Here is a 26014-nt window from a genome sequence, read left to right on the forward strand (position 1 = left end):
CCGAGTGTACTTGCTTGTGATTGGCAAAACAATCAGGCCACCACGGTATGGCGTCGCGTGATGCGCTTCAGAGCCTGAATTCATTGCCAAGATACACCTCTTTGACCTGCTGATTGGCCAGGATCTGATCGGCGTTGCCCGAGGCAATGATGTGGCCTCCGCTTACGATGTAAGCGTTCTCGCAGATATCCAGGGTTTCCCGCACGTTGTGATCGGTGATCAGAACGCCAATGCCTTTATCCCGCAGGTGGCGAACGATCTGCTTGATGTCGCTGACTGAAATCGGGTCAACCCCCGCGAAGGGCTCGTCCAGCAGAATAAACGCGGGCTCCATGGCCAGCGCACGGGCAATTTCGACTCTTCTGCGTTCGCCGCCTGACAGAGCCATGCCAACGCTGTCTCGAATGTGGGTGATGTGGAATTCGTTCAGTAGTTCTTCCGCTTTGGCTTCACGCTCGTCCCGTTTGAGTTCTTTGCGGGTTTCCAGAATCGCCAGGATATTGTCACGCACGGTTAACTTGCGGAAAACAGACGCTTCCTGAGGCAGATAACCAATGCCTTGTCTGGCCCGACCGTGCATGGGTAATGGGGTGATGTCCTTGCTGTCGATGGTTACCCGGCCGTTATCCGCGGGAACCAGGCCCACAATCATGTAGAAGCAGGTGGTTTTACCCGCACCATTAGGGCCCAGCAGGCCCACAATCTGGCCACTGCGGATTTCCAGAGAGACGTCGATGACGACTTTTTTCTGCTTGTAACTTTTGGCCAGCTTACTGGCTCTCAGAACTGCCATCGGTTGCCTGTCCGTCAGATGTGCTGTTAGTGCTTTCGGTACTGCGACCACTGCGCGGCTGAATTACCATTTCGACCCGTCCGCTGCCGTCAGCCTGATCGGGGGATCCTTCTGCAGTGACTACCCGCTGGACGCTATCATAATGAATCACATCACCGCGAAACAGATTGCCATCCTGTTCGATGACGGCATCGCGTTCAAAGGTAACGCGGTTATCTTCGGCGGACCAGGTGATGGAGTGGGCCTGGGCGTTCGTCTCACCCGCTCCCTTCACGGCCGGCTGTCGGTATCGGGCGGGCTGGCCCGTCGCTTCGATTCGGCTGACGCCCTCCGGGCTGCGGTGCAGTTCAACCCGGTCGGCAGTCAGTTTGCTGTTTCCCTGGCTCATTTCTACAGCGCCGGTATAGGTTGCAATACCTTTGCTGTCGTCCAGGCGAGCGTTATCCGCATTGACGCGAATCGGGGTGTTGGAATCCAGATCAAAGGCCTGGGCTGGTGCCGATAGCAGGGCCATCGTCAGGGCCAAACCAGCAATGGCACGCGGTGAATTCCGTAAACCGTTACTTGCCGATTTCATAACGTCCTTCCACCTCGGCGTTGAGTTCGAGTATGCGATCGTCGATCCACGCTTTCATGCCAGTCGACCTGGTCACTCCCAATGGATCCTCGATGGTAACTGGTTTGTCCGTATAAATCGTTCGGTCACTATTATTCAGGGTAAGTGCCTCTGTTGAAAGAGACAGGGGGGCGCTGTCGTCGGCCAGGCGAATAATCCGTACATTGCCAGACAGTTCCATCAGCTCCTGGGCCTGTTTCAACTGCCCCTGGTCCGCTTCTGCTTTCCAGCTGGCTTCTCCTGCCTTGCCGAAAAGGGTCGCCCTGGGGGATTGCATTCGCGTTAGCTGATCAGACTCGAACTGTTCTACTCGCTGGCTCTCGATTCTGTTCGTTAAGTGGCCGGTTTCATCGAAGGACAGGAACTGGCCGCCTACGACAAAGGCGTCTGGTTCCGCTTCGCCTCTGAGGGCGGCAGCGTCCGACGGCTCGGCGGTTTCATCGCTCTGCCAAAGTACCGCGACCAGGGCAATTACTGTGATGGCCAAAGCGAGGTTGCGAAGCCTGGGATTGCGGGTCAGGAAGTCCGGGTTCATGCATCGGGCTCCCGATAGGGAGCGAGAGTTTCCTCCAGCTGATCGCGGGCGAACAGCAGCAGATCGCAGAGCTCCCTGACCGCTCCCTGTCCGCCTGCCGTTTGGAGGCAGAAGTCAGCGGACTCGCGCACAGCCCAGTGGCCGTTTGGCACAGTGACGCCAAGGCCGGCATGTAGGATAGCGGGAAGATCTGGCAGATCGTCCCCCAAATACGCAATGGCGGCCGCCTCAATACCCAGAGTGTCGCTTAATTCGTCCAGCGCTACCTTTTTGTCCTCGCGACCCTGTATCAGGTTATCAATGCCCAGATCGCTCATACGTTTTTCGGTGAGCGGCGAACGACGCCCGGTGATAACGGCAACCTGGATGCCGGCAGCCATTGCCTGTTTCATGCCCAGGCCGTCGAGAATGTTAAAGCCTTTCATTTCGTCGCCGCTGGCGGTGAAGTACAGCTTGCCGTCGGTCATTATTCCATCCACGTCCAGTGCCAAAAGCCGGATGGTGGCGGCTTTTTCAATCACGGCCTCAGGCCATGTCGGGCGGAGCGACGATTTCATCAGATGACTCCGGCTCTGAGTAGGTCGTGCATATTGATGGCACCGGTCAGAACACCGTCGCGGTTGATCACGGGCAGGGCGTTTATTTTCATTTCATCCATCACTTTCAGGGCTTCTGCAGCCAACTGGTCCTCGTGGATTACTTGCCCGTTCCGGGTCATCACTTCGCTGATGGCGGTCGCATGTACATCAATGGATCGGTCAAGGGTTCTGCGCAGGTCGCCGTCGGTAAATACACCGCACAGCTCATCATTGGTATTCACGACGGTCGTCATACCGAGCCCCTTTCGGGAGATCTCGATCAGGGCGCCGCTCAACAGCGTGTCTTCCTGAACTTTGGGTATTTGTTCACCGGCATGCATGATGTCGGACACCCGAAGCAGAAGCCTGCGGCCAAGGCTGCCGCCGGGATGGGACATGGCGAAGTCTTCGGCGCTGAAGCCCCTTGCTTCCAGCAGGGCAACTGCCAGCGCATCTCCCATAACCAGAGTGGCCGTTGTGCTGGAAGTGGGTGCGAGCCCCAGCGGGCATGCTTCCTCAGCTACGCTGATGTCCAGGTTGGCGACTGCTTCTTTGGCCAGCGTGGAATTGCCATTGCCGGTCATGCTGATCAGTGGAGCGCCCATGCGCTTGAACAGCGGTAAAATCGTGAGTACTTCGCTGGTGTTGCCACTGTTGGATATGGCCAGAACCACGTCCTGGCCTGTAATCATCCCCAGGTCCCCGTGGCTGGCCTCGCCCGGATGCACGAAAAAAGAGGGAGTGCCCGTACTGGCCAGGGTCGCCGCTATTTTGTTGCCGATGTGACCGGACTTGCCCATACCGGTCACAACAACCCGTCCCTTACAGGCCATGATAACCTCACAGGCTTTCACAAAGCTGTCATCAATGCGGTCAAGGAGTGCATCGATGGCGTTCCGCTCTATGTTGATGGCTCTGAGGGCGGACTCACGGAAAGTCGGGGTTGATTCGCTGTTCATTCGGCTTCCAGTTCCCGGATTGGCGTTTGGTTTTGGTTTGGCCAGAGTATATCACTTCCGTCCAGGCTGAGAGGTCGCATTGACATCCGTTCATAATGTCGCGGACCGATTGAGGTTCCAATCAGCTTGGCATACTGTAGCGCTCTGAATATTGATTCGGATACAGGCATGAGCGTGGCAAAAGATCCCTATATTGAATTAAGAGACGTGGTTTTCTCCCGTGGAGAACGACGTATCTTTGATGGTCTCAGTCTGCAGATTCCGAAAGGAAAAGTTACCGCGATCATGGGGCCCAGCGGCACCGGAAAGACCACGTTGTTGAGACTGATTGGTGGTCAACTGAAACCTGAGGCCGGTACAGTGATGGTCGCAGGCGAGTCGGTGCCCGACCTTGGCCGGAAAGCGCTCTACCGCCTTCGGGAAAAGATGGGCATGCTGTTCCAGAGCGGGGCCTTGTTCACCGATTTGAGCGTCTTTGAAAACGTCGCTTTCCCGATTCGGGTTCATACCCGGTTGCCGGACGACATGATTCGAGACATTGTATTGATGAAGCTGGAAGCGGTCGGGCTGCGGGGCGCCAGGGATCTCATGCCGGCACAGCTGTCCGGTGGTATGACCCGTCGCGCGGCACTGGCGCGCAGCATCGCCCTGGATCCGGAATTAATCATGTACGACGAGCCATTCGCTGGCCAGGATCCCATTGCCATGGGCGTTGTTGTGAAGCTGATTCGTGATCTCAATGCGTCGATGGGGCTGACCAGCGTACTGGTATCCCACGACGTTCCCGAGTCCCTGAGCATTTGCCACTACGCCTGCATCGTCTCCGGTGGTCGTATCATTGGCGATGGCACGCCGGAAGAGCTCCAGAATCATCCCTCCGACGAAGTGCAGCAGTTTCTGAAGGGGCGTCCTGATGGCCCCGTACCTTTCCATTTTCCATCTGTTGATGCCGCAGCGGATTGGGGGATTGCTGGCCCCGGCCAGTACGGGGATGGTCAATGATTAATAGAATAGTGGTTTTCGGCCGGCACGGGCGCGAAATGATTGAATCCGTCGGGCGCGCGGGTCAATTCCTTTTTGGCGCACTGGCGGGCGTGCCTGATCCGCGCGTTGGCTTCCCGTTGCTGGTCAGGCAGATCTACTCTGTGGGTGTGTTGTCTCTGGCCATCATTGTGGTTTCCGGGCTGTTTATCGGGATGGTGCTTGGCCTTCAGGGCTACACAATACTCAGTGACTACGGCTCGGAAGCGGCCATTGGTCAGATGATTGCCCTAACGCTGGTTCGTGAACTTGGGCCTGTAGTAACGGCGTTGTTGTTTGCGGGTAGGGCCGGTTCAGCGCTTACGGCAGAAATTGGCCTTATGAAAGCGACAGAACAGCTTTCCAGTATGGAGATGATGGGTGTTGATCCCCTTCGACGGGTCATAGCGCCTCGCTTCTGGGCCGGATTCCTTTCCGTGCCCGTGCTTGCGGCCATTTTCTCTGTGGTCGGTATCTGGGGTGGCATGTTGGTTGGCGTTGAATGGTTGGGTGTCTTTGAGGGCTCCTACTGGGGCAACATGCAATCGTCGGTCAGCTTCACCACCGATGTACTCAACGGTGTTGTAAAGAGCGTGGTGTTTGGCTTTGTATGCACCTGGATCGCCGTGTATCAAGGGTACGATTGTGTGCCGACCTCGGCGGGCATTAGTTCGGCTACCACAAAAACCGTGGTGTTTTCGTCGCTGGCCGTTTTAGGTCTTGATTTCGTGCTGACTGCCGTGATGTTCGGAGATTTCTGATCCGAAGGCACAGGCGGTAGTACAATGATTGAAACAGTAGAGGGTTCGTAAATGGCACAAAAAACGGCTGACCTGACGGTCGGGCTCTTCATGGTGGCAGGCGTGGCGGCATTGCTGTTTCTGGCCTTGCAGGTGAGTGGGCTGACCCCGAAATCATCAGAAGATTCCTATACCCTGTATGCCAAATTCAACGACGCTGGTGGCCTGACGCCAAGGGCGAAGGTGTCCATGGCTGGTGTCACCATCGGCAGCATTCGGGATATCACACTGGACCGTGAAACGTTTCAGGCCCTCGTGGCGATTGCAGTTGACGGCAGCGTGGATAATATACCGGCAGACAGCGCTGCAGTAATACGTACATCCGGCCTGTTGGGCGAGCAGTATATTGATGTATCGGTTGGCGGCGATATGGAATCTCTGGCAGACGGAGATACCTTTTACACCACTCAGTCTGCCATGAATCTGGAGCGGCTGATTTCAAATTTTGCTTCTGGTCAGTAGTTGACATGGACTGGCGTGCAATCTTGGTTGAGACAGGAGAAACCAATGCTTAACTTCCGAACCGGCCTTTGGGCCCTTTTTCTCGTGTTTTTTGGGGCCTCGGCGCCTGCGCTGGCGAGCCCGGAGGACGATTTGAAACAATACGTGGATAAGAATACCCAACAGCTTGTTCAAAAGCTTAGTGCCGAGAAGGGGCTGTATTCGGAGGATCCGGAAGCCTTTTACAAGAGCATGGACGATGAGTTAAGTGATTTTGTTGATTTCAGGCGTATTGCAGCCCGTGTGATGGGCAGGTATGCGCGTCAGACGACGCCTGAGCAGCGTGACGAATTCGTTAAAAAGTTCAAACGCAGCCTGTTCGACAGCTATGCTCAGGCCCTGGTTAGCGCCGATGATTTTGAAATAAAAGTAAAAGAAGCGTTGATCAACCCTGATAACGCTGGGCGCGCCTCGGTTCAGATGGAAGTCATCAGCGCGTCGGGTAACCGGTACCCGGTCACCTACTCCATGTACAAAACGGACGAAGGTCGCTGGATGATGGAAAACGTCATCGTCGAGGGTGTAAACATCGGGTTGGCCTTCCGCGATCGTTTCAGCCAGGAGATGGAACAGCGCCGTGGCAAGATTCAGGCGGTGATTGATAACTGGGGCAGTGCGATTGATTCTTTGAACCTGGAACAGGAAGTGGGCAACTCATGAACAGCTCTCCCCGGTTGACCCTTGACGGAAACCGCTTAAAGGTCGACGGGGAGATTACCTCGGAGAACGTTGTGGGGATTCGAAAGGAGGGCGAGAGGCTGCTCGCCCAGAATGCCGGGAAAGAATTGATTGTCGATCTGTCCGACCTAGGCGCCGCCCACAGCGTGGTGCTGTCGCTGTTGTTGTGCTGGTTTCGCAGGGCCGGTGCCAACAGTCTTAACCTCCGTCTGGAAGGTGTGACAGGAAGGCTCTTGTCTCTTGCGTCACTGAGTGGTCTTGGCGATCACCTGCCAGGGCTGGAATCGTCGGCCCCTCATGCTTGAATCCCTGATCCGCCATAGCTGACCCGAAGCCCTTAATTAGTTACAATCCCGCCCTTGGTTCACAAACGCCTGAGGAAAGTTTATGGAAGCCCCTGAAGTCGTCGAGTTGGTTAAAGAAGCACTGCCGGGCTGTGAAGTAGAAGTCCAGGTGGATGGCAATCACTATCTCGTCGTTGTCGTGGGTGAGGTGTTTGAGGGTTTAACGACGATCAAGCGACAGCAAATGATCAACAAGGCTCTGTTCCAGCACGTTATGGATGGAACCATTCATGCCCTGCACCCGAAAGCATTTACTCCCGCGGAGTGGGCGGCTCGCCAGGGCTGATAGCCCCAACAACAACAGGAATTTATCGTGGACAAACTTCTGATCAGAGGCCGCAAACCGCTGTCTGGTGAAATCCGGATTTCCGGGGCCAAAAACGCTGCACTCCCGATTCTGGCTGCAACGCTGCTGGCTGATGAGCCGGTCACTGTGGGAAATCTTCCGCATCTCAACGACATCACCACCATGATCGAGCTGCTTGGTCGAATGGGCGTGGAATTGATGATCGATGAGAAAATGAGTGTGGAGGTGCACGCAAACACCATCAAACAGTTCCATGCACCTTACGAGTTGGTAAAGACGATGCGGGCGTCGATTCTGGTGCTTGGCCCGCTGGTTGCTCACTTTGGCGAGGCGGAAGTATCGCTGCCTGGCGGCTGTGCGATTGGCAGCAGGCCGGTCAATCTTCACATCCATGGCCTTGAAGCGATGGGTGCCGAAGTGAAAGTCGAGAACGGCTACATCAAAGCGAAAACCAATGGCCGCTTGAAAGGTGCTCACATCTTTCTGGACACAGTTACTGTGACCGGGACCGAGAACCTCATGATGGCGGCGGCGCTGGCTGACGGTAAGACCATCCTCGAGAATGCCGCCCGCGAACCCGAGGTCGTGGATCTGGCCGAGTGCCTGATTGCCATGGGCGCAGACATCAAAGGCCATGGTTCTGCGACCATCGAAATCAACGGGGTCAAGCGGTTGCATGGTTGCCATTATGACGTCCTGCCGGACCGTGTTGAAACCGGTACCTATCTGGTGGCAGCAGCTGCAACCCGTGGCAAGGTCAAGCTGAAGGATACCCGTGAAGACCTGCTTGAAGCCGTGCTGCTTAAGCTGGAAGAAGCAGGTGCCGATATAGACACCGGTAAAGACTGGATTTCCCTGGACATGAAGGGAAACCGGCCCAAGGCCGTCAGCCTGCGAACGGCTCCTTACCCGGCATTTCCGACAGATATGCAGGCGCAGTTTGCGGCCATGAACGCGGTCTCGGAAGGCTCTGGAACCATTGTAGAAACGGTGTTTGAAAACCGGTTCATGCATCTCCAGGAACTGATTCGCATGGGAGCAGAAATCACGCTGGAAGGTAACGCTGCGATCATCAAAGGCGTGGACCATTTGACCGGTGCGCCGGTGATGGCCACAGATCTGCGTGCGTCTGCGAGCCTTGTCATTGCAGGGCTGGTGGCTGATGGCGACACCATCGTTGATCGCATTTACCACATTGACCGCGGCTACGAGTGTATTGAGGAAAAACTACAGCTGTTGGGTGCCAGCATTCGCCGCCTGCCAGGCTAAAAACATTGACCGGAATAGAGCATGACTGACTCCATCACCATTGCCCTGTCCAAGGGCCGGATTCTTGATGAAACGCTGCCGTTGTTGAAAGAAGCTGGCATTGAACTGGTCGATGATGTCAAAAAATCCCGAAAACTGGTGTTTCCGACCACCGATCCGGACGTTCGCGTGCTGGTGCTTCGCGCCACGGACGTGCCCACCTATGTTCAGTACGGTGGCGCCGACGTTGGCGTGACCGGCAAGGACGTGCTGATGGAGCACGGTGGTGAAGGTCTCTACGAGCCGCTGGATCTGAATATTTCACGCTGCCGCCTGATGACCGCAGGTTTGAAAGGCCAGCCAGCGCCAACTGGCCGAATCCGGGTGGCCACCAAGTTCGTAGATATCGCGCGTCGCTATTATGCGGCCCAAGGCCGGCAGGCGGATATTATCAAGCTGTATGGCGCCATGGAGCTAGCGCCGATTCTGCATTTGGCTGATGAGATCGTCGATATTGTGGACACTGGCAATACGCTTAAGGCAAATGGCCTTGAAGCAAGAGAATTGATTGAAAACATCAGCAGTCGTCTGGTGGTGAACCGCACGTCGATGAAGATGAAACACGGTGCTCTCAACCCCATAATTGAGAAAATGTCTGCGGCAGTGGACCATCGTCGCGCTGCAGAGTAGGTCGCGCTCGGGAACGGTCGCCCAAAACACGCTCCTTCGGCACATCCATGTGGCGCTTGGGCTCCGCCATCCATGGCTCCGCACAGTTTTGGTCAACCGTCCCCGACCACTCCCCAGGCCTTGGGGAACTTAAGAAGTCTTATTGATCAATCCCGTACAGGATTTGGAAATGACCGATATCAGTATTACCAGACTGGATGCTTCCCAAAGCGACTTTGATACCGAGCTGGCTCGTTTGCTGGCTTGGGACGACAGTGTCGATCAATCAGTCAACGAGTCGGTTCGCCATATCCTGCATCAGGTTAAAACCCGCGGCGACGCTGCCGTTCTGGAATTTACCGAGAAGTTTGATCGCCTGAAGGTCGGCTCTGTGAACGATCTGGAAATGAGCAAAGATCGACTTCAGCAATCTTTGTCAGCCATCCCCGAGGATCAGAGGGCCGCTCTGGAGAAGGCAGCAGAGCGAATTCGCGACTATCACGAGCGCCAGAACCAGAAATCCTGGCAGTATGAGGACGATGATGGCACGGTTCTTGGTCAGAAGGTGACCCCTCTCGACCGGGCCGGTCTCTACGTGCCGGGCGGTAAGGCAGCCTATCCGTCTTCCGTTTTGATGAACGCTATTCCGGCAAAAGTGGCTGGCGTTGGCGAAATTATCATGGTGGTTCCGACACCGGATGGCGTCGTGAACGACATGGTTTTGGCGGCGGCTTACATTGCCGGGGTGGATCGTGTCTTCTGTGTGGGTGGGGCTCAGGCAGTAGGTGCGCTGGCCTACGGGACCGATACCATTCCAGCCGTGGACAAGATCGTTGGCCCGGGCAACATTTTCGTGGCAACTGCAAAGCGGGAAGTGTTCGGCACCGTGGGCATAGACATGATCGCTGGCCCATCGGAAATTCTGGTGATCTGCGATGGTCAGACGGATCCCGACTGGATTGCCATGGATCTGTTCTCCCAGGCAGAGCACGATGAACAGGCCCAGTCGATTCTGATCAGTCCGGATGGGGAGTTTTTGGATGCCGTCGAGAAGAGTGTCCAGGCGCTGCTGCCAACCATGGAGCGCGCCGACATTATTGGCACATCAATGACTGACCGCGCTGCGTTTATACAGGTGAACGATCTTGCAGAGGCTGCCTCGGTGGCCAACCGGATTGCGCCAGAGCACCTTGAGCTTTCCGTGGCAGAACCTGAAGCACTGGTAGATCAGATTCGTCACGCGGGTGCGATTTTCATGGGCCGCTATACGGCCGAGGCGCTTGGCGATTACTGTGCTGGGCCAAACCACGTTTTGCCAACCAGTGGAACGGCTCGGTTCTCGTCGCCGCTGGGCGTTTACGATTTTCAAAAGCGCTCATCCATCATCGGTTTCAGTGCGGCTGGCGCAGACAGGATGGGGCGAGTTGCCTCGGTTCTGGCCAGGGGCGAGGGGCTGACCGCTCACGCCCGTTCTGCTGAATATCGGGTCAAAGACTGAAAGGGCGACACATTATGAGTAAGTTCTGGAGCCCCAGGGTTCATGACCTGGTGCCGTATGTGCCGGGTGAGCAACCCAAAATGGCCGACCTGGTCAAACTCAATACCAATGAAAATCCGTTTGGGCCATCACCCAAAGTGCTGGACGCGATTCGTGGCGAGCTCGGTGACAATCTCCGTCTATACCCCGATCCCGAGGGCGAAGCGCTGAAAGCGACCATTGCCCGCTATCACCAGATCAGTCCAGATCAGGTGTTTCTGGGGAATGGGTCTGATGAGGTGTTGGCTCACATCTTTTATGGACTGTTCCAGCATGGTCAGCCGGTATTGTTTCCCGACGTCACATACAGTTTTTATCCGGTCTATTGCGGCTTGTATGGCATTGAGGGCAAGAAAATTCCGCTGACGGATACGTTCGAGATCAACCCGGAAGACTATGTTCAGCCCAACGGCGGCGTGATTTTCCCTAACCCGAATGCGCCGACGGGCCGCTTTCTGGCTCTGGATTCGGTAGAGACCATTCTGGCCGCCAATCCGGATCGTGTTGTCGTTGTGGACGAGGCCTACGTCGACTTTGGTGGCGAATCGGCCATCGCGCTGGTCAATCTGTATCCCAATCTGTTGGTCTGCCAGACGTTGTCTAAAGCGCGTTCATTGGCTGGTCTTCGCGTGGGCTTTGCAGTTGGCAATCCCGAACTCATTGAGGCGCTGAATCGGGTCAAAAACAGCTTCAACTCTTATCCATTGGATAAGCTTGCCCTGGCCGGGGCCATTGCTGCATTTGAAGACAATGACTGGTTCAAGGCGACCTGTGAAGGCGTTGTGGGCGAGCGTGAGTGGGTCACTCAGAAGCTGGAAGGTCTCGGTTTTGAGGTGCTGCCATCCAAAGCCAATTTCGTGTTTGCACGCCACCCAGAACACACCGGACAGTCACTTGCGTTGGGCCTGAGAGAACGAGGTGTGATCGTGCGCCATTTCAACAAGGCGCGTATCGAGGATTTCCTGCGTATAACGACCGGTACGGCCGATCAGAACAAGCGCCTGATACAGGCCCTTGAAGAGCTTATATCTGCTTGATCCCGTCGTCAGTCTGCCCGAAAGGAGAGAATGCATGGCCTCCAGAACCGAGATACTGAATACCCTCACAGGCTGGCTTTCGCCGGATGATTTCAAAGACTATTGTCCCAACGGTCTTCAGGTGGAGGGAACTGAGGATGTGAACCGAATCATCACCGGTGTCACTGCCTCAAAGGAACTGATTGACGCAGCCGTAGAAGCCGGTGCGGATATGATTCTGGTGCATCACGGCTACTTCTGGAAAGGCGAGGATCAGGCGATTCGTGGCATGAAAAGGGCCAGAATCCAGCGCCTTTTGCAGCACAACATCAATCTGGTTGCCTACCATCTGCCACTGGATGACCACCCCGAGTATGGTAATAATCGCCAGTTGGCGGACGTACTGGATATACGAACTCCAAGGCCGATGGATGGACTGGTCTGGCAGGGCGAGCTGGCCGAGCCGCTTTCGCCTAGCGAGCTCAAAAACAGGCTTTCTGGTGCTCTAGAGCGGGTTCCGCTGCATGTAGGGTCAGGCCCGGAAAACATATCCCGAATCGGTTGGTGCACGGGGGCCGCCCAGGGCTTCATTGACAAGGCTCTGGACGCGGGGCTGGATGCCTATATCAGTGGAGAGATATCTGAGCCAACGACTCATACTGCCCGCGAGTGCGGAATTCACTATTATGCCGCCGGTCATCACGCAACAGAGCGTTACGGCGTCCAGGCCCTGGGGAGGGCGCTGGAGGCGGCATTCGGTATCGAGCACCGATTTATAGACTGTGACAACCCGGTATAACGGTCAGGCTTTCTGCTGATTCTCGGGCAGGCCGAAATCTTCTGACAGTGTGCCTTTTTCCTCAGGGTCACTTTTCGGAGCATAATCGCGGGGAGGTTCTACGCCGTCTTTGTCGGTCGCGTTGCCTTCAAGGCGCGCCTTTGAGTTTTCCTGTTCAAGTTCGTGCAGCCACTCTTCGTCATTGCACAACCGGTTCGCGCCCCTGGCCATGTGCTGGTTAACGTCCCGGTAACTGTCGTTGAATCGACGCAGCAGGTGGGCAGACTCCATAAAATGTTCGTTGACCTGCGCCTGATAGCGCGTGTATTCGTTCCTGATTTCCTCAATTTGCTGCTCTGCACGACGCTGGCGAAGAGTTGAGCCTTGTCCGGAGCGGCCAATGAGAATGCCTATAATCAGACCGACGACGAGGGCGGCGACGGCGGCCAAAATCAGGTTAGTCATAGTGTGAATCGTCCTTTAGATAATACGGCTGTATCTGGCGCAACGTGGCGCCGAATCCGAAAATCGGCCACAATACGCGGCCGAGAATTCCAACCCCGACTCTGAACCCGATATCGGGATTTGCATCCATGAACGAATTGAATCGCACCCAGATGGCTCCCCAAATGACACCATTGGAACGCTACCAGAAAGACATGGAACGCCCGGAGTTCCAGCGAGACTCCGCCCAGGAGGATGCAGTTCGTCGTTTGCAGTCACTGTACGACAAACTGGTCGCCGCGGAAAGAGAACGGCATAAGCCAATGGTCAAACTTCGTCTCAAGATGAAGAAGGGGAAGGAGGATCCGATTAAAGGCCTGTATTTCTGGGGTGGCGTTGGCCGCGGCAAAACCTACCTCATGGACACGTTTTACGAGGCCTTGCCCTTCGAGCGCAAAATGCGTGTGCATTTTCATCGTTTTATGCAGCGGGTACACAGGGAGCTGAAAGCGCTGAAAGGCGAGAAAAATCCACTCGATATCGTTGCGAAGCAGTTTGCCGATGAAACCAGAGTGATCTGTTTCGACGAGTTTTTTGTGTCGGACATTGGTGATGCCATGATTCTCGCCACTTTGATGGACGGTTTGTTCAGTCGCGGTGTCACACTGGTTTGCACTTCGAACATCGTACCTGATGGTCTCTATAAAGACGGCCTCCAGAGAGCCCGTTTCCTGCCGGCAATTGAACTGGTGAAAAAGCATACAGATGTGGTCAACGTGGATGGTGGTGTGGATTACCGGCTTCGTTCACTGGAACAGGCGGAGCTTTACCACTATCCCCTGGATGCTGAATCGGATGCCAGTCTGCAGCGTAGCTACGACAGCCTGGCCGTTCAGGCGGGCAGTCACAGCCTGGAGCTTGATATTAACGGTCGCAAACTGAAAGCGATCGATCACGCCGACGACGTGGTCTGGTTTGACTTTAAAACCCTGTGCGATGGGCCGCGGAGCCAGAATGATTACATCGAGCTGGCGCGGGAATTTCACGCTGTCATTATCAGTAATGTACCGGTGATGGGTAATGATACCGATGATCAGGCGCGTCGCTTTATCAACCTCATCGATGAGTTTTACGACAGGAACGTAAAGGTAATTCTGTCGGCAGAGGCCCCAATCACCGAACTGTATGCCGGCGGGCGCCTCGGGTTTGAGTTTGAGAGAACGGAATCACGGCTTTTGGAAATGCAGTCCAGAGAGTATCTGGAGGCGCCACACAAGGCGTGAACCGTGAGGTTATGACTCTTCAGTAGTGAACTTCAAGAGGATCAAGCATGAGCAGTGACAGTGTTGTTATCGTAAGTGGGGCGCGCACCCCGATGGGTGGTTTCCAGGGCAGTCTGGCGTCTGTTTCTGCGCCGGAGCTAGGTGCCATCAGTATTGCCGAGGCTATTCGCCGTGCCGGTCTTCAGCCTAAAGATGTGCAGGAAGTGATCATGGGTAATGTGTTGCCAGCAGGCCTGAAGCAGGGGCCGGCACGTCAGGCCATGCGCCAGGCGGGTTTGCCTGACAGCACGGGGGCGACCACCATCAACAAGCTCTGCGGTTCTGGCATGAAAGCTGCGATGTTTGCACACGATTTGATCAAAGCTGGCACCAACGATGTGATGGTGGCCGGCGGAATGGAGAGCATGTCCAACGCTCCGTACCTGTTATTGGGCGCTCGCAAGGGTTACCGAATGGGGCCGGGCGATGCGCCCCAGGATCACATGTTCCTCGATGGCCTGGAAGACGCTGAAACTGGTCGTTTGATGGGATCGTTTGCTCAGGATATGGCGGATCAGAAAGGTTATTCTCGTGAGGATATGGATGCCTACGCGATTCAGTCGCTGACGCGCGCGAAGTCGGCCATTGAGAAGGGCCTTTTGAAGGAAGAAATCATTCCCGTGACCGTTAAGTCCCGCAAGGGGGATGTCGTTGTTGAGGACGATGAGCAGCCTCACAATGCCAATATTGAAAAGATTCCGAGCTTGCGTCCGGCGTTTAAAAAGGACGGCACTGTTACCGCGGCCAACGCGTCGTCCATTTCAGATGGTTCCTCCGCGCTGGTGCTCATGCGGGAGTCTGAGGCAGAAAAACGGGGCCTCAAGCCCCTGGCCCGGATTGTAGGTCACAGCACCCAGTCGCAGCATCCGTCTGAATTCACCTGTGCCCCCGTTGGTGCCATCGAGACCCTGTTTGGCAAGACCGGATGGGCCAAAGACGACGTGGATCTGTTCGAGATCAATGAAGCCTTTGCCATGGTCGCCATGATGCCGATTCGCGAGCTGGGCCTGGATCCGGAAAAGGTCAATGTTCACGGCGGCGCCTGCGCCCAGGGGCACCCCGTCGGGTCCACCGGTTCTCGTCTTCTGGTGACCCTTATGCACGCGCTGAAGCACTATGGGAAGAAAAAAGGCATAGCGGCACTGTGCATCGGTGGTGGTGAAGCGACCGCCATGGCTATCGAAATGCTTTAATCGATGGTCATCGATTTTCAGAAACCCTCTGTAGCGGCTGGTTGCATCCGGATTTGTTGTCTATATTGATTCGGTGCGAGGGGAGCCTGCCGTTCAGAGGGGTGTAATCGTAAAATCATACTTTTGACTGATCAAAGCGCCCGATGGCGTTAGCTATAGTGCCAACATCACGAGCACTGTGCATGAAGCCTCCAAACATCGTGAACACCAATAATCAGAGCAGCGACTCAGAACAACAATGGAGTAGCCTTCCAATGACAAGAAGAACACATCAATGGCAGCAGTGGGTCAAATTGCCGCTGGCCGTCGCGGTTGCAGCCGGTATGTCCGGTCAGGCATCCGCCTATTCATTTTATATGGGAGATGTGGAAGCGTCTCTGAACACCACGCTGTCAGCAGGTGCTACCTGGCGTACCACTCACCGGGATGAGCGTCTGATTGCTGAAGGTAACCTCGGGCCGGAATACGCACCGAATCCAACGAGTGCAGGACCGAACCCGGCTTCTGATCCGAATTTGCAGAATTCAGCGGCCTCGTCCAACAACTTTGACGACGGTAACCTGAACTTTAATAAGGGAGATACGGTCTCCAAAATCGTCAAAGGCAACACTGATCTGTTCCTTAATTACAGTGTTGATAGCGATACACTCACTCGCGTAGGCGGTTTTGTCCGTGGACGCTATTACTATGATTTTGAACTTAAGGATGAGAGTCGCCAGCGCAGGGAGTTGAACTCCAAGGCCGATGACAACGCGTCAGGCGCTGATTTGCTTGACGCCTACGTGTTCTCGGATTGGTATTTCGGTAACGTTCCCGTCAGTCTCCGTTACGGTAAACAGGTGATTAGTTGGGGTGAAAGTACGTTTATCCAAGGCGGTATCAATACCATCAATCCGGTAGACGTTCCTGCATTTCGAGCGCCAGGCTCTGAACTCAAAGATGCCTTATTGCCAGTGGAAATGTTTTACGTTTCTGCGGGTATCACAGAAAACATCACGGTTGAAGGCTTTGTACAAACTGACTGGGAGCCTGTAAAACCTGACGACTGTGGAACCTTCTTCTCGACGAACGATTTTGCTGCTGATGGGTGCGGCCCCGTCATTCTCGCCAGCTCGGCTCCACAGGAGTTCTATCTTGAGAACAACGCCGGCTTGGCCCTGCGTGCTCCAGACAAAGACGCAGACACCAAAGACCAGTTTGGTGTCGCAGTCCGTTGGTATGTGCCGGAGCTAAACGATTCCGAGCTTGGTTTCTACTACATCAAGTACAACAGCAGGCTTCCACTGGTTAGCGGTACGGTCGGGGACTCTGTTGGCCAGATCAACGACTATTTCATTGAGTATCCGGAGAACATTGACCTTTACGGCATCAGTATCAATACGACCACCCCAGGAGGCTGGTCGTTGGGTGCTGAATACAGCTTCAGGGACAATGTGCCGGTTCAGTGGAGTTCGTTCGAGCTGATTCTCGGTGGCTTGCAGATTGTTGACTCTGAAGGGCCTTTGAGCTTGCTGCAAATCGCGCGTGAAAAAGAAGCGGGCGTTCCTGTCGGAAGCGGTCAGCTAAGCGGTGAAAGCATCAGTGGCTATGATCTGTACAACGTGTCACAAGCTCAGATGACATTGATCAAGTTCTTCGACCAGGTCATGGGCGCGAGCCGTCTGTCCTTCATCTCTGAGGTAGGCGCAACTTATGTTCATGACCTGCCGGGCTATGACGAAGCACGATATGGTCGTTCAGGAACGTTTGGCATTGGTACTATTCCAAGATCCTCAGGCAGGGACGCTTGTTTGTCCGGATCAGATATTCCGGCTTTGAACAACGCCGGTGCGAACTCCAACTCGAACTACTGTAACAACGAAGGGTACACCACCTCTTTCTCCTGGGGTTATCGTGCTCGTCTGGTCTGGAGCTATCCGAATGCCCTGGCTGGTGTAAACCTGAGCCCGCAGCTGGCCTGGAGCCATGACGTGGATGGTTATGCGCCACAGCCTGCCGGAAACTTCATTGAAGACCGCAAGGCAATCGGTGTGTCACTCGAGGCCGTATATCAGAACTCGATCACAGGTAATATCGGGTACACAAACTTCATGGATGGCGAACCGTTCAATGAGTTGACTGATCGGGATTTCGTCAGTGCGAGCGTTTCGTACTCGTTCTAAAACCGACTGTGCCTGAATTCGTTTAACGAGGTATTTTTAGATGAAACTAGACAAGAAATTACTGGCCACAGGTATCCTGTCGGCGGCGCTGTTTGCCGGTAACGCATACGGGGCTGTCTCCGAGAGTGAAGCTGCCAAACTGGGCGACACGCTGACTCCGATGGGTGCTGAGAAGGCTGGAAACGGCGGGGAAATCCCTGCCTGGGATGGTGGCCTGAAAACACCACCTGCCGGCTACAAAAACGATGGTATCTATGTGAACCCGTTTCCGAACGAGCAGCCAAAGTTCACTATCGATCAAAGCAACGTTGATCAGTACGCCGACAACCTGTCCCCGGGTCAGGTTGCCATGATCAAACGCTATCCCGACTACAAAATGCCTGTGTACACAACGCACCGTTCCGCTGGCTATCCGGATCAGGTCATGCAGGACACCATGGCCAACGCAACCAAGGTTGAGTTGATCAAGGACGGTAACGGGCTGGGTAACTATCAGACCGCAACACCGTTCCCGATTCCTCAGAATGGTCTCGAGGTTATCTGGAACCACATCACCCGCTATCGTGGTGGTTCAGTAATGCGTAACGTGGGTCAGGTGACTCCGACGGAAGGCGGTGCTTTCAGCGTGGTCAAGTTTCAGGACGAACTGACCTGGCGCACCTACCTGGAAGATTACGAGCCAGGTGAAGATGCTAACGTATTGTTCTACTTCAAACAGGCGATTACCGCGCCGGCCCGTCTGGCGGGTAACGTACTTCTGGTACACGAAACGATTGACCAGGTTGCAGAGCCTCGTCGCGCGTGGGTATATAACGCCGGTCAGCGCCGGGTTCGCCGGGCACCGCAGGTAGCCTATGATGGTCCGGGTACCGCCGCTGACGGTATGCGTACATCGGATAACTTCGACATGTACAACGGCGCGCCTGACCGTTACAACTGGGAGCTGGTCGGCAAGAAAGAGATGTACATCCCATACAACTCTTACAAGCTGCTTGACCGAGATCTGACCTATGATCAGATCGTCAAGGCCGGCCATATCGAGCAGGATTACGCTCGTTATGAGTTGCACCGCGTATGGCACGTTCGCGCGACTCTGAAAGACGGTGAGCGCCACATCTATGCTCAGCGTGATTTCTACATTGATGAAGATTCCTGGCAGGCGTCTGTCATCGACCATTACGATGGTCGAGGCGAGCTGTGGCGTGTGGCAGAAGCACACAATCTACAGTTCTACGATCAGAACGTGCCATGGTACGCGGTCGAGACCCTGTACGACCTTCTGTCCGGCCGTTACCTGGTGTTGGGCCTGACCAACGAAGAGCCTCAGCCTTACACCTTCGGTATTGAGCGTTCTTCACGGGAATACACCCCAGCGGCCCTGCGTCGTGCGGGTACCCGTTAAAACGCATTAACCCGCTGGGTGTAATGACAAAGGCGAGCCATGCGGCTCGCCTTTTTTTTGCAGCAAGCCCCTGTCTTGGTTTAACCTCTGCCTACTCATACTAAAGGCGTACCCGATGATGGTCGCCAACATTACTATATCCGAGACGTCTTATTTGCCGGACATAAAGGGGGAGACCCCGTATTTCCGGGATTCCAACGGGGCAATGCGTGAAACCATTTGATGATGGCTGTGCTGCCAATGATGAGTTCCAGTCGGCACTGGGTGGTTCTTATCAAGGGGAGCTCGTTAGAGATCTACTGCGCCAACGTGTACGAATGCCAGAGCCTGTCGAACATTATCTGGCTCGTCCGAAACTCACAGAAAACATCACTGCTGCAACCGGGCCAGGAAGTGTCCTGTTTCTGGAGGCGCCTCCCGGATATGGAAAGTCTCACGCGCTTTGTGCGGCGTTCCGCGAAACCGGTCTGACCGACAGACTGAGCTGGTTGACACTAACGGGGCTAGAAAACGATGCAGGCCGGCTGCTTGCGTTGCTTGAAGTCGCGGTTGCTGCTCGTTCGAAGTTCGGTGGTCGAAGCTCAAAAAATGCAGCCAGTTACCCGGACGCTCTGTCGATGCTTCTGTCTGCGTTCGAGTCTGCCGATTTCAGTGGCGCCAGAACCTTGGTTATTGACAACGTTGGCATCATTGCCCACCCAGCCTCTATCGGACTTCTTCAACAACTTGTCCTGGAAACACCAGCCAATCTTTCCGTTGTCCTGGTGTCTCGGAAACCGCTTCCATTTGAAACCCACTCACTGGAATTGGCGGGTCGGTTCCGGCGGATTGGTCCGGATGAGCTTGAGCTATCACGCGCTGAAACCTTCGACTTTCTGAAAGGCTCTCTCGAGCGTCAGGCGATGACGACGATCACCGCGGAGCATCTTTACGCTCTCACCGAAGGCTGGGTTACACCTCTTGGTCTTTATCAGCAGGAGATCAAGGCGGATCCTGATGCCCGACTGCCAATTCAGGAATCAGCAAGTGTAGAGCGATTCCTTCGCGATGCTGTGCTGATCCACCTGACGCCGGGTCAACAGCGTTCACTGCGTATCATGGCCGAGCTGGATGTGGTGTCAGATGACCTTTTTCTTGCATTGGCGGACTCATCCTGTGATCACGCTTTCAGGCCATCGGCCGCTGCCGAGGCAGGGATACCCATCCGCCAGGTTCCCGGCAGAGGCAAATGGTTCCGCTTTAAGCCACTCGTACATGATTGGTTGAAAACGCCGGCCGTAGATGGGACAGAAGACCGAGCCTTGAAGGCGAGCCGTTGGTTTAGCCGTCGCAATCAGGTTCCGGAGGCGCTTCGGTACGCCCTGATAGCGGGAGCCCATGATGAGGCCGTTCGTATAGCCTCTGATGCCTCTGAAGCGCTGCTGATTGGCCAGGACACGGCGTCACTTTTGTCGCTGCGCCACAGCCTTCCGGAGTCCTTGTTTGTTGAAAGTCCCCGCCTAAAAATTGTGTATGGTTGGGTGCACGCCATTGGCGGCCAGTTTGTCCAGGCCCGGAAGTTGGTCAGCGATCTCGAGGCTGATACAGACGAATTTTGGCGATGCCGTATAGACGCGCTTCGCGGATTTGTATTGAGAGGTGAAGGCGCAGTTGACGAGGCTCTGGAATGTGCCAACCGTGCCTTGGAATCAGACAAGCTCTCGGCGCAAGGAAGACTGGTGACCGAGCTGGTGCGTTCAAGTGCCTTCTGTGCTCAAGGCAATTTCAGCAAGGCGAGGGAAGCCAACCGGAATGCTGTCCGTCTGGCACGGGAGGCTGGTGATGCCGGGTCGGAGGCGCTCGCCGTATACGCTCATGCCCGAATCGAACTGGGCAAGGGTGCGCTTAAACATGCCGAGCAGTTGCTCCGTACCGGGCTGGATATGGCGATGAATGATTCGGCCCGTGCTGCAAGAGTGGGCGAGGTGCGCCTCCAGCTTCATCTGGTAATGGTGCTCTGGCATCAGGGGCGTGAGTCCGAGGCTGACCGGTTGTTGGTTACCTGCATTCGACATGCAGAGCAAACAAGGGATCTGGCTCTCCTGTTAGCCCTGAGCATCAGAGTGCTTATCTGTCGTACGAATGGAAGACTTGACGAAGCGTTTACCTGGATTGGCAGAGCAGAGAGGGCGATGCAGGCATGGAAGGTAGATGCGGCAGTGTACGTGCCAGTTCTTGAGGCACTGAAAATCAGCACCTGGTTGGTTTCCGGACAGCTGGATGCATCCTCCCAGGCACTGGAGCGGCTCGCTCCTTGGCGCGAGGAGAACTGTGTGCCGGATATGTTTCCGATGATGCCCGGCCTACTGGACTGCCTGCAGGCGCGTCTTGAAATTGCCCGAAATGAAGATGATAAAGCGGCAGGCACACTGAAAGCGATTCGCGACAGGCATCAGGAAATGGTTCCTTTTGGACTGGAACTTCACGTCAGGTTGCTGGAAAGCGTTATCGCGTCGCGAAAGAATGGTCTTGCTCAGGCACAGAAATTATTGCTGGATGCCGTTAATCTGGCCAGTGAAGCCCATTACATCAGTCCTTTTTCAGAATTACGGCGTGAGCTGGCTCCATTGATCGAGAAAACCTGGCCAAGACTGCCCGATAGTGATTTCACCAAAGAACTGGGGCGCAGATATGGGATTGCCGGTGCATCCGGCGCAGAGCCGATTGCTCTGGCAGAGCCAATCAGTGAACGGGAGCGCGGAGTGCTTGAGCTGATTGCTCAAGGCTTTTCGAATCAGGATATTGCGGATAATCTGCACATTTCACTGCACACCGTAAAAACCCATGCGCGTAGAATCAATGCGAAACTGGAAGTGAAATCGCGAACCCAGGCCATTGTTCGGGCACGGGAGTTGGGCCTTTTATAGGCGATTGCTGTCTGACAGCAAATGATCGATTCGCTGGTCTTTCTCCGCCCATAGCTGTCCCACCCAGACCTGGAAATCGGCTCTGACCTCATCATCTTCCTGATAGTTCATGCCAAGAAAACGCTGAGGAATCTGTAGGGTTCTGATATCTATGATGATGCGATTGATGCGGCCGCAGGCATAGTCCCAGATACCGTGTTTTCCGTCCGGGTAAACAATCGTTACATCCAGCATGGTAGTGATGGTGTCTCCCATGGCTTCCAGAACGAACGCGGTTCCTCCCGCTTTAGGTTTGAGCAGGTGCGTGTAGGGAGAGCGCTGAGCCGTGTGCTTTGCGGACGTGAACCGGGTGCCTTCCATGAAGTTGAACACCGTGACCGGCGTAAAACGGAATTTTTCACAAGCCGCGCGTGTCGCTGCGATATCTTTGCCTTTAAGGCTTGGGTCTCTGGCGATCTGTTCCCGGGTGTGGCGCTGCATGAACGGAAAATCCAGCGCCCACCAGGCGATACCCAGGAAAGGAACCCAGATCAGTTGTTGCTTCAGGAAAAATTTGAGCAGTGGAATTCGGCTATTCAATGCGTGCTGTATGGCAGGGATATCGGCCCAGCTCTGGTGGTTGCAAGTCACGAAATACCACTGGTCAGGGCGCAGGTCCTCGGCCCCTCTAACGTCCCAGTGAATCTGGTGGAGGCTGTCTGCCAAGAGATTGTTGAATCCGATCCATAACCAGGCAATTCGGCCCAGAACACGCGTGCAGCCTTTCCTTATGGCTCGAACGGGTATGAGCAGTTTGATAATTGCAAATACCAGCAGAATCGGAAATAGCCAAAGAGTGTTCAGGATGACCAGTAGAATTGCCAGGACGCCCTTGAAAGCGCCCGGCAAGCGTATGTTCCCCAACAACGTCAGCCCTCGTTAAACGTGGAGTCTGCTTTTGCCTGGCTGGGAAGGAGGGCTGTCTCCTTTCCGCTGGATGCGAGCTGTGCCAGCGCTTTGGTACCGTTGCTGAATACGGCATCCCTGAACGCCTGATCGTAACGGGCCAGTTTGTTAAATCTGATCATGCTGCGAATTTCTTTGATGTAGTCTTCCCCACGCTCGGAGTAAAGGCTTAGCCCGGCAGCCAGAGTCGATCCACTTGCAAGACGGCCTTCATCCCGAGCCTTTTTGCGCAGATCACGAACAAGCTGATAGCTGGGGTGTCTGTTCAGATTCTGAATATAGGACCTGATTGAGCGATACGGGGTGGCAAAGTCCGCCACTTCATGGCTTTTTCCCTCGCCCCGCTGTTTCGGCACGATACCGCACCCCTTGGAGAAACACCACTGGCCGAACAGGTTGTTACCTTTTTTCGCGAATCGGGAAGTGCCCCAGGCAGACTCGTTGGCCGCCTGAGCCATCACGAGTGACGGGGGAATGACATCCAGCCGGTTACGCAGGCGACGGAAGAGTTCGTCACTTCCGGGCTCCTCATCCACACGAAGTCGCTCAGCCTGCTCTTCGAGCCAGCGCTTTTCAGACTCGCTCAGTTGTTCTTTACGGCTCAGTGTTTCCAGGTATTGGCGTTCGATCAGAATTCGGGAGTTGGCCAGCACTATTCGTGGATAGAGGAACGAAAAGAAGGCGTCTTTCTTCTCGTTGACGTCCTGATAGCTGGCAAAATCGGGTAACTCGGCGCTTGCCCAGCGTGGGAAATCAGGCATCGCGTCCAGAGAGATATCCTGGTGCGTTCCAGGAAACCGGCCAGCGTCATCCGGTGTTGGAACGTGAAGAGCGCCCCAGACCGCAAAAAGAACCAATGGAACAATCAGAAAAAGTGCCCTGATACCGGCGGACATAAAACCTCGCATTTACCTGAATTAGATCGGAATTATAGCAGGGAATACGTGGTTTTTGCCGGAATGGGTCAGGGCAATGACTTTCTACTGAGGCACTCGCGTGGCGAGCACAAGGCCCAGCAATTCGTCATCCGCAGTTGTCTGTCGAACCTGGAGATAGAATTGATCCTGGTCGTCGGTATAGAAACCTTCAAGGTTCAGGTCCGTACTGGAGAAACTGACCGATCCTGAATCGTCACCGCTGTAGCCCATTGATATTGGCGAGGTTGAACTTGAGGAGGTTGGCTCCGATACGGATTCGCCAGCCACGTCATGAATCACGTCCAGTTGTCGCAGAGCCAGGCTGGCGCTGCTGGATGAACTGATGGACAGAGTGGCGTTATTGAAGTGCGCCAGTCTGTTCGAATTGGCAGCCATTGCCATGCCTACGCCTTGCAGCCTGAATTCGCCACTGCTGGGCCGTGATGTACCGTTCGTGTCTTTTCCGGCAATGAGGATGCCTTTGCCGATCGTAGAGGTATCGATATTAAAGGCCATCAACGTACCCTCGGGCGTAGAAGCCCCAATCCCGACCTGTGGTTGCTCATCTGGCCCTGAAGCAGGTGCTTCTCTGTCGAGGCTGAGCCGGCCAAGGTTCTTCAGAACCTGGCCCTGGCCCACGCTGAAAACGCGGGAGGGGCGTTCACTGACTAGCCAGCTCGCGTCTCTCAGGTCCGGATTATCGGAGGGTTCCTGTCTTGTAACCTGGCCATTGATGTCCCGACGCAGAAAGCGGGTATCCATCGTCTGGTTGATGTTCTCGTTTGAGACTTCCCAGTTGCCAACACCTGATTCAATGACCATGACATCGTTGCCGCTACATTCAGATGCCGAGCATTCTGTCATTTTCGCAGCCAGATAGACGACGTTGTAGTCACCTTCTAGCTTGTCAGTATTGAAGCCTTGTTCAGTGTCGGTTCGGAGTAGATTCAGTTCGAACACCGACAGGTAGTGGTCTTCCAGAGTTTTTACTCGCTTCAGTTGTCGGTTCTGGCTTTCGAGTTCGATCGCCTTGCCGGCGGTGAAATAGCTGCTCACGACGCGGTCCGGCGTGTCGGTTTCGCCAGGCGCAAAGGCGTCCAGATAGTAGGGATTGCGGGTCCAGCCAATGATCTGCGAGCTGCTGCGGCCGGTAATGCTCTGATAAAGTGCCCGGCCAGCGAGTAACCGCTGCTCGTCCTCAAGTGTCGCGGCTCCGGGGGATGACGAGTGGGTGTTCAGTTCCCACTGGGTTCGCTCGAAAAACTGGTTTGCGGCACTGTGAATCAGTGTTTCACGGTCGTAGGGGATGTCGCTGGCAAGCGAGGTAACGAAGATATTGAAGATGTCGAAGGTTGTCAGTGTTAGCCCGGGATAGAAGTAGCCGGTGCCGTTGTTATCCGTCACGGTCTTTTCGGAAGCGGTTCGTACACCCCATTGGCCCGAACCATCCAGCGAGGACTCGCGGAACGTCTGACCCAGTTCCGCAATCCAAAGTACGCTGTTGTAGTCGGCAGAGCTCGCACTGATCTTGCCGGATGACTCCTGTCCCAGCAGAGCATAATCGGCCATCGAGGCGACGTAACCGGCGAAATCACCCCTTCCACTCAAAAAATCAACGGCTTGTTGAACATCTAACGTTGATGGTATGTCAATTTCAAAGTCGTGCACCTGGTCAGCTAGTGTGCCCCAGACGTATTTGTTCAGGCACAGGGATCCTCCCTGGTCCTCTACGCAATCAAGAATCCGGTCAAGATCGCTGGCTGAATAAGAATTAAGCGTTTCAGATGCCAGGTACTCCGAAAAAGGATTGATCTTGATGTCCCGATCGGAATCTGCAGCGAGTGACCGCAATGTCTCACCGCCATAGCTGGCCTCTATGATGACGTCCGGCCCCAGGGGTAACCCGTCTTTGAATGTAATAATCCTGCGGTTGTCGTCGTCTGTGGTAATTCTGACATCCAGTGATCCCAGCTGGGCCAGGGTCTGGTCCGTACGGTAGACAATCAGCGTGTCGGGATTGACGATTCTGAGATTGCGACGGGTTTCTTCGCCATCGTCGCCGGCAACGGCTTCAGGCACTTCCAGAGTAACCCTGACCTGGTTAGATTCCAGTTCCGCCGAACTGCTGCTGTCGCCTGTACTGCTGGAGGTAAAGTCGTCGAGAGCATTTTGCGCCGGGGGGAAACTGTTTGGCCGGCTAGTCGCTCCATCGAGTCCGTCATTGGTGCTAAAGCAGGCAGTTAGCAGAGTGCCGCTGGCCACCAGGGATGCAGCGATAACAAAGCGTTTTGCCTTGTTGATTTCAGTGCCGAAAACGCTCGAAGACATACGGGTTCCTGTAAGA

At 55.0% G+C, this 26014-nt stretch carries 25 protein-coding genes; 16 read left to right on the forward strand and 9 right to left on the reverse strand.

The annotated features are described in order from the left end of the window. Window positions 1-67: 67 nt before the first annotated feature. From lptB to QLQ17_RS06735, 5 genes are read right to left on the reverse strand one after another with little or no spacing between them, the layout of a single operon-like run. Window positions 68-793, reverse strand: coding sequence for an LPS export ABC transporter ATP-binding protein (gene lptB / locus QLQ17_RS06715; protein ID WP_283208772.1), 726 nt, complete (start codon window positions 791-793; stop codon window positions 68-70). Further along, window positions 771-1370, reverse strand: coding sequence for a lipopolysaccharide transport periplasmic protein LptA (gene lptA, locus QLQ17_RS06720; RefSeq protein WP_283208773.1), 600 nt, complete (start codon window positions 1368-1370; stop codon window positions 771-773). The genes lptB and lptA overlap by 23 nt, the downstream gene beginning before the upstream one ends. Next, the gene (lptC, locus tag QLQ17_RS06725; RefSeq protein WP_283208774.1) at window positions 1354-1944 is read right to left on the reverse strand and encodes an LPS export ABC transporter periplasmic protein LptC; all 591 of its coding nucleotides are present in this window, start codon (window positions 1942-1944) and stop codon (window positions 1354-1356) included. Before lptC ends, lptA begins: the two co-directional genes overlap by 17 nt. Then, on the reverse strand, window positions 1941-2501 hold the full coding sequence (locus QLQ17_RS06730; RefSeq protein WP_283208775.1) for a KdsC family phosphatase: 561 nt from the start codon (window positions 2499-2501) through the stop codon (window positions 1941-1943). The genes lptC and QLQ17_RS06730 overlap by 4 nt, the downstream gene beginning before the upstream one ends. Then, a complete protein-coding gene (locus QLQ17_RS06735; RefSeq protein WP_283208776.1) occupies window positions 2501-3481 on the reverse strand; it encodes a KpsF/GutQ family sugar-phosphate isomerase in 981 nt (326 codons plus the stop codon). Before QLQ17_RS06735 ends, QLQ17_RS06730 begins: the two co-directional genes overlap by 1 nt. 168 nt (window positions 3482-3649) lie before the next feature. Between QLQ17_RS06735 and QLQ17_RS06740 the strand changes: the two genes are divergently transcribed. From QLQ17_RS06740 to QLQ17_RS06790, 11 genes are all read left to right on the forward strand, one after another. After that, entirely contained in the window at window positions 3650-4483 is an 834-nt protein-coding gene (locus tag QLQ17_RS06740) for an ABC transporter ATP-binding protein (RefSeq protein ID WP_283208777.1), read from the forward strand. Then, a complete protein-coding gene (gene mlaE / locus QLQ17_RS06745) occupies window positions 4480-5262 on the forward strand; it encodes a lipid asymmetry maintenance ABC transporter permease subunit MlaE (RefSeq protein WP_283208778.1) in 783 nt (260 codons plus the stop codon). Before QLQ17_RS06740 ends, mlaE begins: the two co-directional genes overlap by 4 nt. A gap of 51 nt (window positions 5263-5313) precedes the next feature. Next, a complete protein-coding gene (gene mlaD, locus QLQ17_RS06750; protein WP_283208779.1) occupies window positions 5314-5763 on the forward strand; it encodes an outer membrane lipid asymmetry maintenance protein MlaD in 450 nt (149 codons plus the stop codon). Between the two features lie 45 nt (window positions 5764-5808). Then, a complete protein-coding gene (locus QLQ17_RS06755; RefSeq protein WP_283208780.1) occupies window positions 5809-6462 on the forward strand; it encodes an MlaC/ttg2D family ABC transporter substrate-binding protein in 654 nt (217 codons plus the stop codon). Next, the gene (locus QLQ17_RS06760) at window positions 6459-6785 is read left to right on the forward strand and encodes an STAS domain-containing protein (RefSeq protein WP_283208781.1); all 327 of its coding nucleotides are present in this window, start codon (window positions 6459-6461) and stop codon (window positions 6783-6785) included. The genes QLQ17_RS06755 and QLQ17_RS06760 overlap by 4 nt, the downstream gene beginning before the upstream one ends. 82 nt (window positions 6786-6867) lie before the next feature. Continuing rightward, entirely contained in the window at window positions 6868-7110 is a 243-nt protein-coding gene (locus QLQ17_RS06765; RefSeq protein WP_283208782.1) for a BolA/IbaG family iron-sulfur metabolism protein, read from the forward strand. Window positions 7111-7137: 27 nt separating this feature from the next. Further along, complete coding sequence (murA, locus tag QLQ17_RS06770) at window positions 7138-8400, forward strand: UDP-N-acetylglucosamine 1-carboxyvinyltransferase (RefSeq protein WP_283208783.1); 1263 nt, start codon at window positions 7138-7140, stop codon at window positions 8398-8400. A gap of 21 nt (window positions 8401-8421) precedes the next feature. Then, window positions 8422-9069, forward strand: a complete 648-nt coding sequence (gene hisG, locus QLQ17_RS06775; RefSeq protein WP_283208784.1) for an ATP phosphoribosyltransferase — start codon at window positions 8422-8424, stop codon at window positions 9067-9069. 169 nt (window positions 9070-9238) lie between these two features. Beyond that, window positions 9239-10546 carry a histidinol dehydrogenase gene (hisD, locus tag QLQ17_RS06780; protein ID WP_283208785.1) on the forward strand — a complete coding sequence of 436 codons (1308 nt, stop codon included), beginning with the start codon at window positions 9239-9241 and terminating at the stop codon, window positions 10544-10546. A 14-nt stretch (window positions 10547-10560) separates the two neighbouring features. Beyond that, window positions 10561-11622 (forward strand): histidinol-phosphate transaminase, encoded by a 1062-nt coding sequence (gene hisC, locus QLQ17_RS06785; RefSeq protein ID WP_283208786.1) that lies wholly within the window; start codon window positions 10561-10563, stop codon window positions 11620-11622. A 34-nt stretch (window positions 11623-11656) separates the two neighbouring features. Beyond that, window positions 11657-12400 (forward strand): Nif3-like dinuclear metal center hexameric protein, encoded by a 744-nt coding sequence (locus tag QLQ17_RS06790; protein WP_283208787.1) that lies wholly within the window; start codon window positions 11657-11659, stop codon window positions 12398-12400. Between the two features lie 3 nt (window positions 12401-12403). Here the strand turns inward: QLQ17_RS06790 and QLQ17_RS06795 are convergent, their stop codons facing one another. After that, window positions 12404-12844: a Z-ring associated ZapG family protein gene (locus QLQ17_RS06795; RefSeq protein WP_283208788.1), complete on the reverse strand. Its 441-nt coding sequence runs from the start codon at window positions 12842-12844 to the stop codon at window positions 12404-12406. Between the two features lie 164 nt (window positions 12845-13008). On the opposite strand from QLQ17_RS06795, the gene zapE reads away from it, so the two are divergent. The 5 genes from zapE (at window position 13009) to QLQ17_RS06820 (ending at window position 21808) form a co-directional block, all read left to right on the forward strand. Beyond that, window positions 13009-14106 carry a cell division protein ZapE gene (gene zapE, locus QLQ17_RS06800; protein WP_283209057.1) on the forward strand — a complete coding sequence of 366 codons (1098 nt, stop codon included), beginning with the start codon at window positions 13009-13011 and terminating at the stop codon, window positions 14104-14106. A gap of 47 nt (window positions 14107-14153) precedes the next feature. Beyond that, on the forward strand, window positions 14154-15338 hold the full coding sequence (locus QLQ17_RS06805; protein WP_283208789.1) for a thiolase family protein: 1185 nt from the start codon (window positions 14154-14156) through the stop codon (window positions 15336-15338). Window positions 15339-15592: 254 nt separating this feature from the next. Next, the gene (locus tag QLQ17_RS06810; RefSeq protein ID WP_283208790.1) at window positions 15593-17500 is read left to right on the forward strand and encodes a DUF1302 domain-containing protein; all 1908 of its coding nucleotides are present in this window, start codon (window positions 15593-15595) and stop codon (window positions 17498-17500) included. A 40-nt stretch (window positions 17501-17540) separates the two neighbouring features. After that, window positions 17541-18902, forward strand: coding sequence for a DUF1329 domain-containing protein (locus QLQ17_RS06815; protein WP_283208791.1), 1362 nt, complete (start codon window positions 17541-17543; stop codon window positions 18900-18902). A 209-nt stretch (window positions 18903-19111) separates the two neighbouring features. Then, window positions 19112-21808, forward strand: coding sequence for a LuxR C-terminal-related transcriptional regulator (locus QLQ17_RS06820; protein ID WP_283208792.1), 2697 nt, complete (start codon window positions 19112-19114; stop codon window positions 21806-21808). On the opposite strand, the gene yihG is transcribed toward QLQ17_RS06820, so the two are convergent. From yihG to QLQ17_RS06835, 3 genes are all read right to left on the reverse strand, one after another. Beyond that, window positions 21803-22696, reverse strand: coding sequence for a 1-acylglycerol-3-phosphate O-acyltransferase, YihG family (gene yihG / locus QLQ17_RS06825; protein ID WP_283208793.1), 894 nt, complete (start codon window positions 22694-22696; stop codon window positions 21803-21805). The genes QLQ17_RS06820 and yihG overlap by 6 nt on opposite strands. A 20-nt stretch (window positions 22697-22716) precedes the next feature. Beyond that, complete coding sequence (locus QLQ17_RS06830; RefSeq protein ID WP_283208794.1) at window positions 22717-23649, reverse strand: glucosaminidase domain-containing protein; 933 nt, start codon at window positions 23647-23649, stop codon at window positions 22717-22719. Between the two features lie 84 nt (window positions 23650-23733). Then, the gene (locus tag QLQ17_RS06835) at window positions 23734-25998 is read right to left on the reverse strand and encodes a hypothetical protein (protein ID WP_283208795.1); all 2265 of its coding nucleotides are present in this window, start codon (window positions 25996-25998) and stop codon (window positions 23734-23736) included. Window positions 25999-26014: the final 16 nt, after the last annotated feature.

Source organism: Marinobacter sp. CHS3-4, from assembly GCF_030053415.1.
Classification (GTDB): domain Bacteria; phylum Pseudomonadota; class Gammaproteobacteria; order Pseudomonadales; family Oleiphilaceae; genus Marinobacter.

Coding starts and splice junctions, on each gene's coding strand:
- lptB (WP_283208772.1), bottom strand. CDS start 793: ATGGCAGTTCTGAGAGCCAGTAAGCTGGCCAAAAGTTACAAGCAGAAA.
- lptA (WP_283208773.1), bottom strand. CDS start 1,370: ATGAAATCGGCAAGTAACGGTTTACGGAATTCACCGCGTGCCATTGCT.
- lptC (WP_283208774.1), bottom strand. CDS start 1,944: ATGAACCCGGACTTCCTGACCCGCAATCCCAGGCTTCGCAACCTCGCT.
- QLQ17_RS06730 (WP_283208775.1), bottom strand. CDS start 2,501: ATGAAATCGTCGCTCCGCCCGACATGGCCTGAGGCCGTGATTGAAAAA.
- QLQ17_RS06735 (WP_283208776.1), bottom strand. CDS start 3,481: ATGAACAGCGAATCAACCCCGACTTTCCGTGAGTCCGCCCTCAGAGCC.
- QLQ17_RS06740 (WP_283208777.1), top strand. CDS start 3,650: ATGAGCGTGGCAAAAGATCCCTATATTGAATTAAGAGACGTGGTTTTC.
- mlaE (WP_283208778.1), top strand. CDS start 4,480: ATGATTAATAGAATAGTGGTTTTCGGCCGGCACGGGCGCGAAATGATT.
- mlaD (WP_283208779.1), top strand. CDS start 5,314: ATGGCACAAAAAACGGCTGACCTGACGGTCGGGCTCTTCATGGTGGCA.
- QLQ17_RS06755 (WP_283208780.1), top strand. CDS start 5,809: ATGCTTAACTTCCGAACCGGCCTTTGGGCCCTTTTTCTCGTGTTTTTT.
- QLQ17_RS06760 (WP_283208781.1), top strand. CDS start 6,459: ATGAACAGCTCTCCCCGGTTGACCCTTGACGGAAACCGCTTAAAGGTC.
- QLQ17_RS06765 (WP_283208782.1), top strand. CDS start 6,868: ATGGAAGCCCCTGAAGTCGTCGAGTTGGTTAAAGAAGCACTGCCGGGC.
- hisG (WP_283208784.1), top strand. CDS start 8,422: ATGACTGACTCCATCACCATTGCCCTGTCCAAGGGCCGGATTCTTGAT.
- hisD (WP_283208785.1), top strand. CDS start 9,239: ATGACCGATATCAGTATTACCAGACTGGATGCTTCCCAAAGCGACTTT.
- hisC (WP_283208786.1), top strand. CDS start 10,561: ATGAGTAAGTTCTGGAGCCCCAGGGTTCATGACCTGGTGCCGTATGTG.
- QLQ17_RS06790 (WP_283208787.1), top strand. CDS start 11,657: ATGGCCTCCAGAACCGAGATACTGAATACCCTCACAGGCTGGCTTTCG.
- QLQ17_RS06795 (WP_283208788.1), bottom strand. CDS start 12,844: ATGACTAACCTGATTTTGGCCGCCGTCGCCGCCCTCGTCGTCGGTCTG.
- zapE (WP_283209057.1), top strand. CDS start 13,009: ATGACACCATTGGAACGCTACCAGAAAGACATGGAACGCCCGGAGTTC.
- QLQ17_RS06805 (WP_283208789.1), top strand. CDS start 14,154: ATGAGCAGTGACAGTGTTGTTATCGTAAGTGGGGCGCGCACCCCGATG.
- QLQ17_RS06810 (WP_283208790.1), top strand. CDS start 15,593: ATGACAAGAAGAACACATCAATGGCAGCAGTGGGTCAAATTGCCGCTG.
- QLQ17_RS06815 (WP_283208791.1), top strand. CDS start 17,541: ATGAAACTAGACAAGAAATTACTGGCCACAGGTATCCTGTCGGCGGCG.
- QLQ17_RS06830 (WP_283208794.1), bottom strand. CDS start 23,649: ATGTCCGCCGGTATCAGGGCACTTTTTCTGATTGTTCCATTGGTTCTT.
- QLQ17_RS06835 (WP_283208795.1), bottom strand. CDS start 25,998: ATGTCTTCGAGCGTTTTCGGCACTGAAATCAACAAGGCAAAACGCTTT.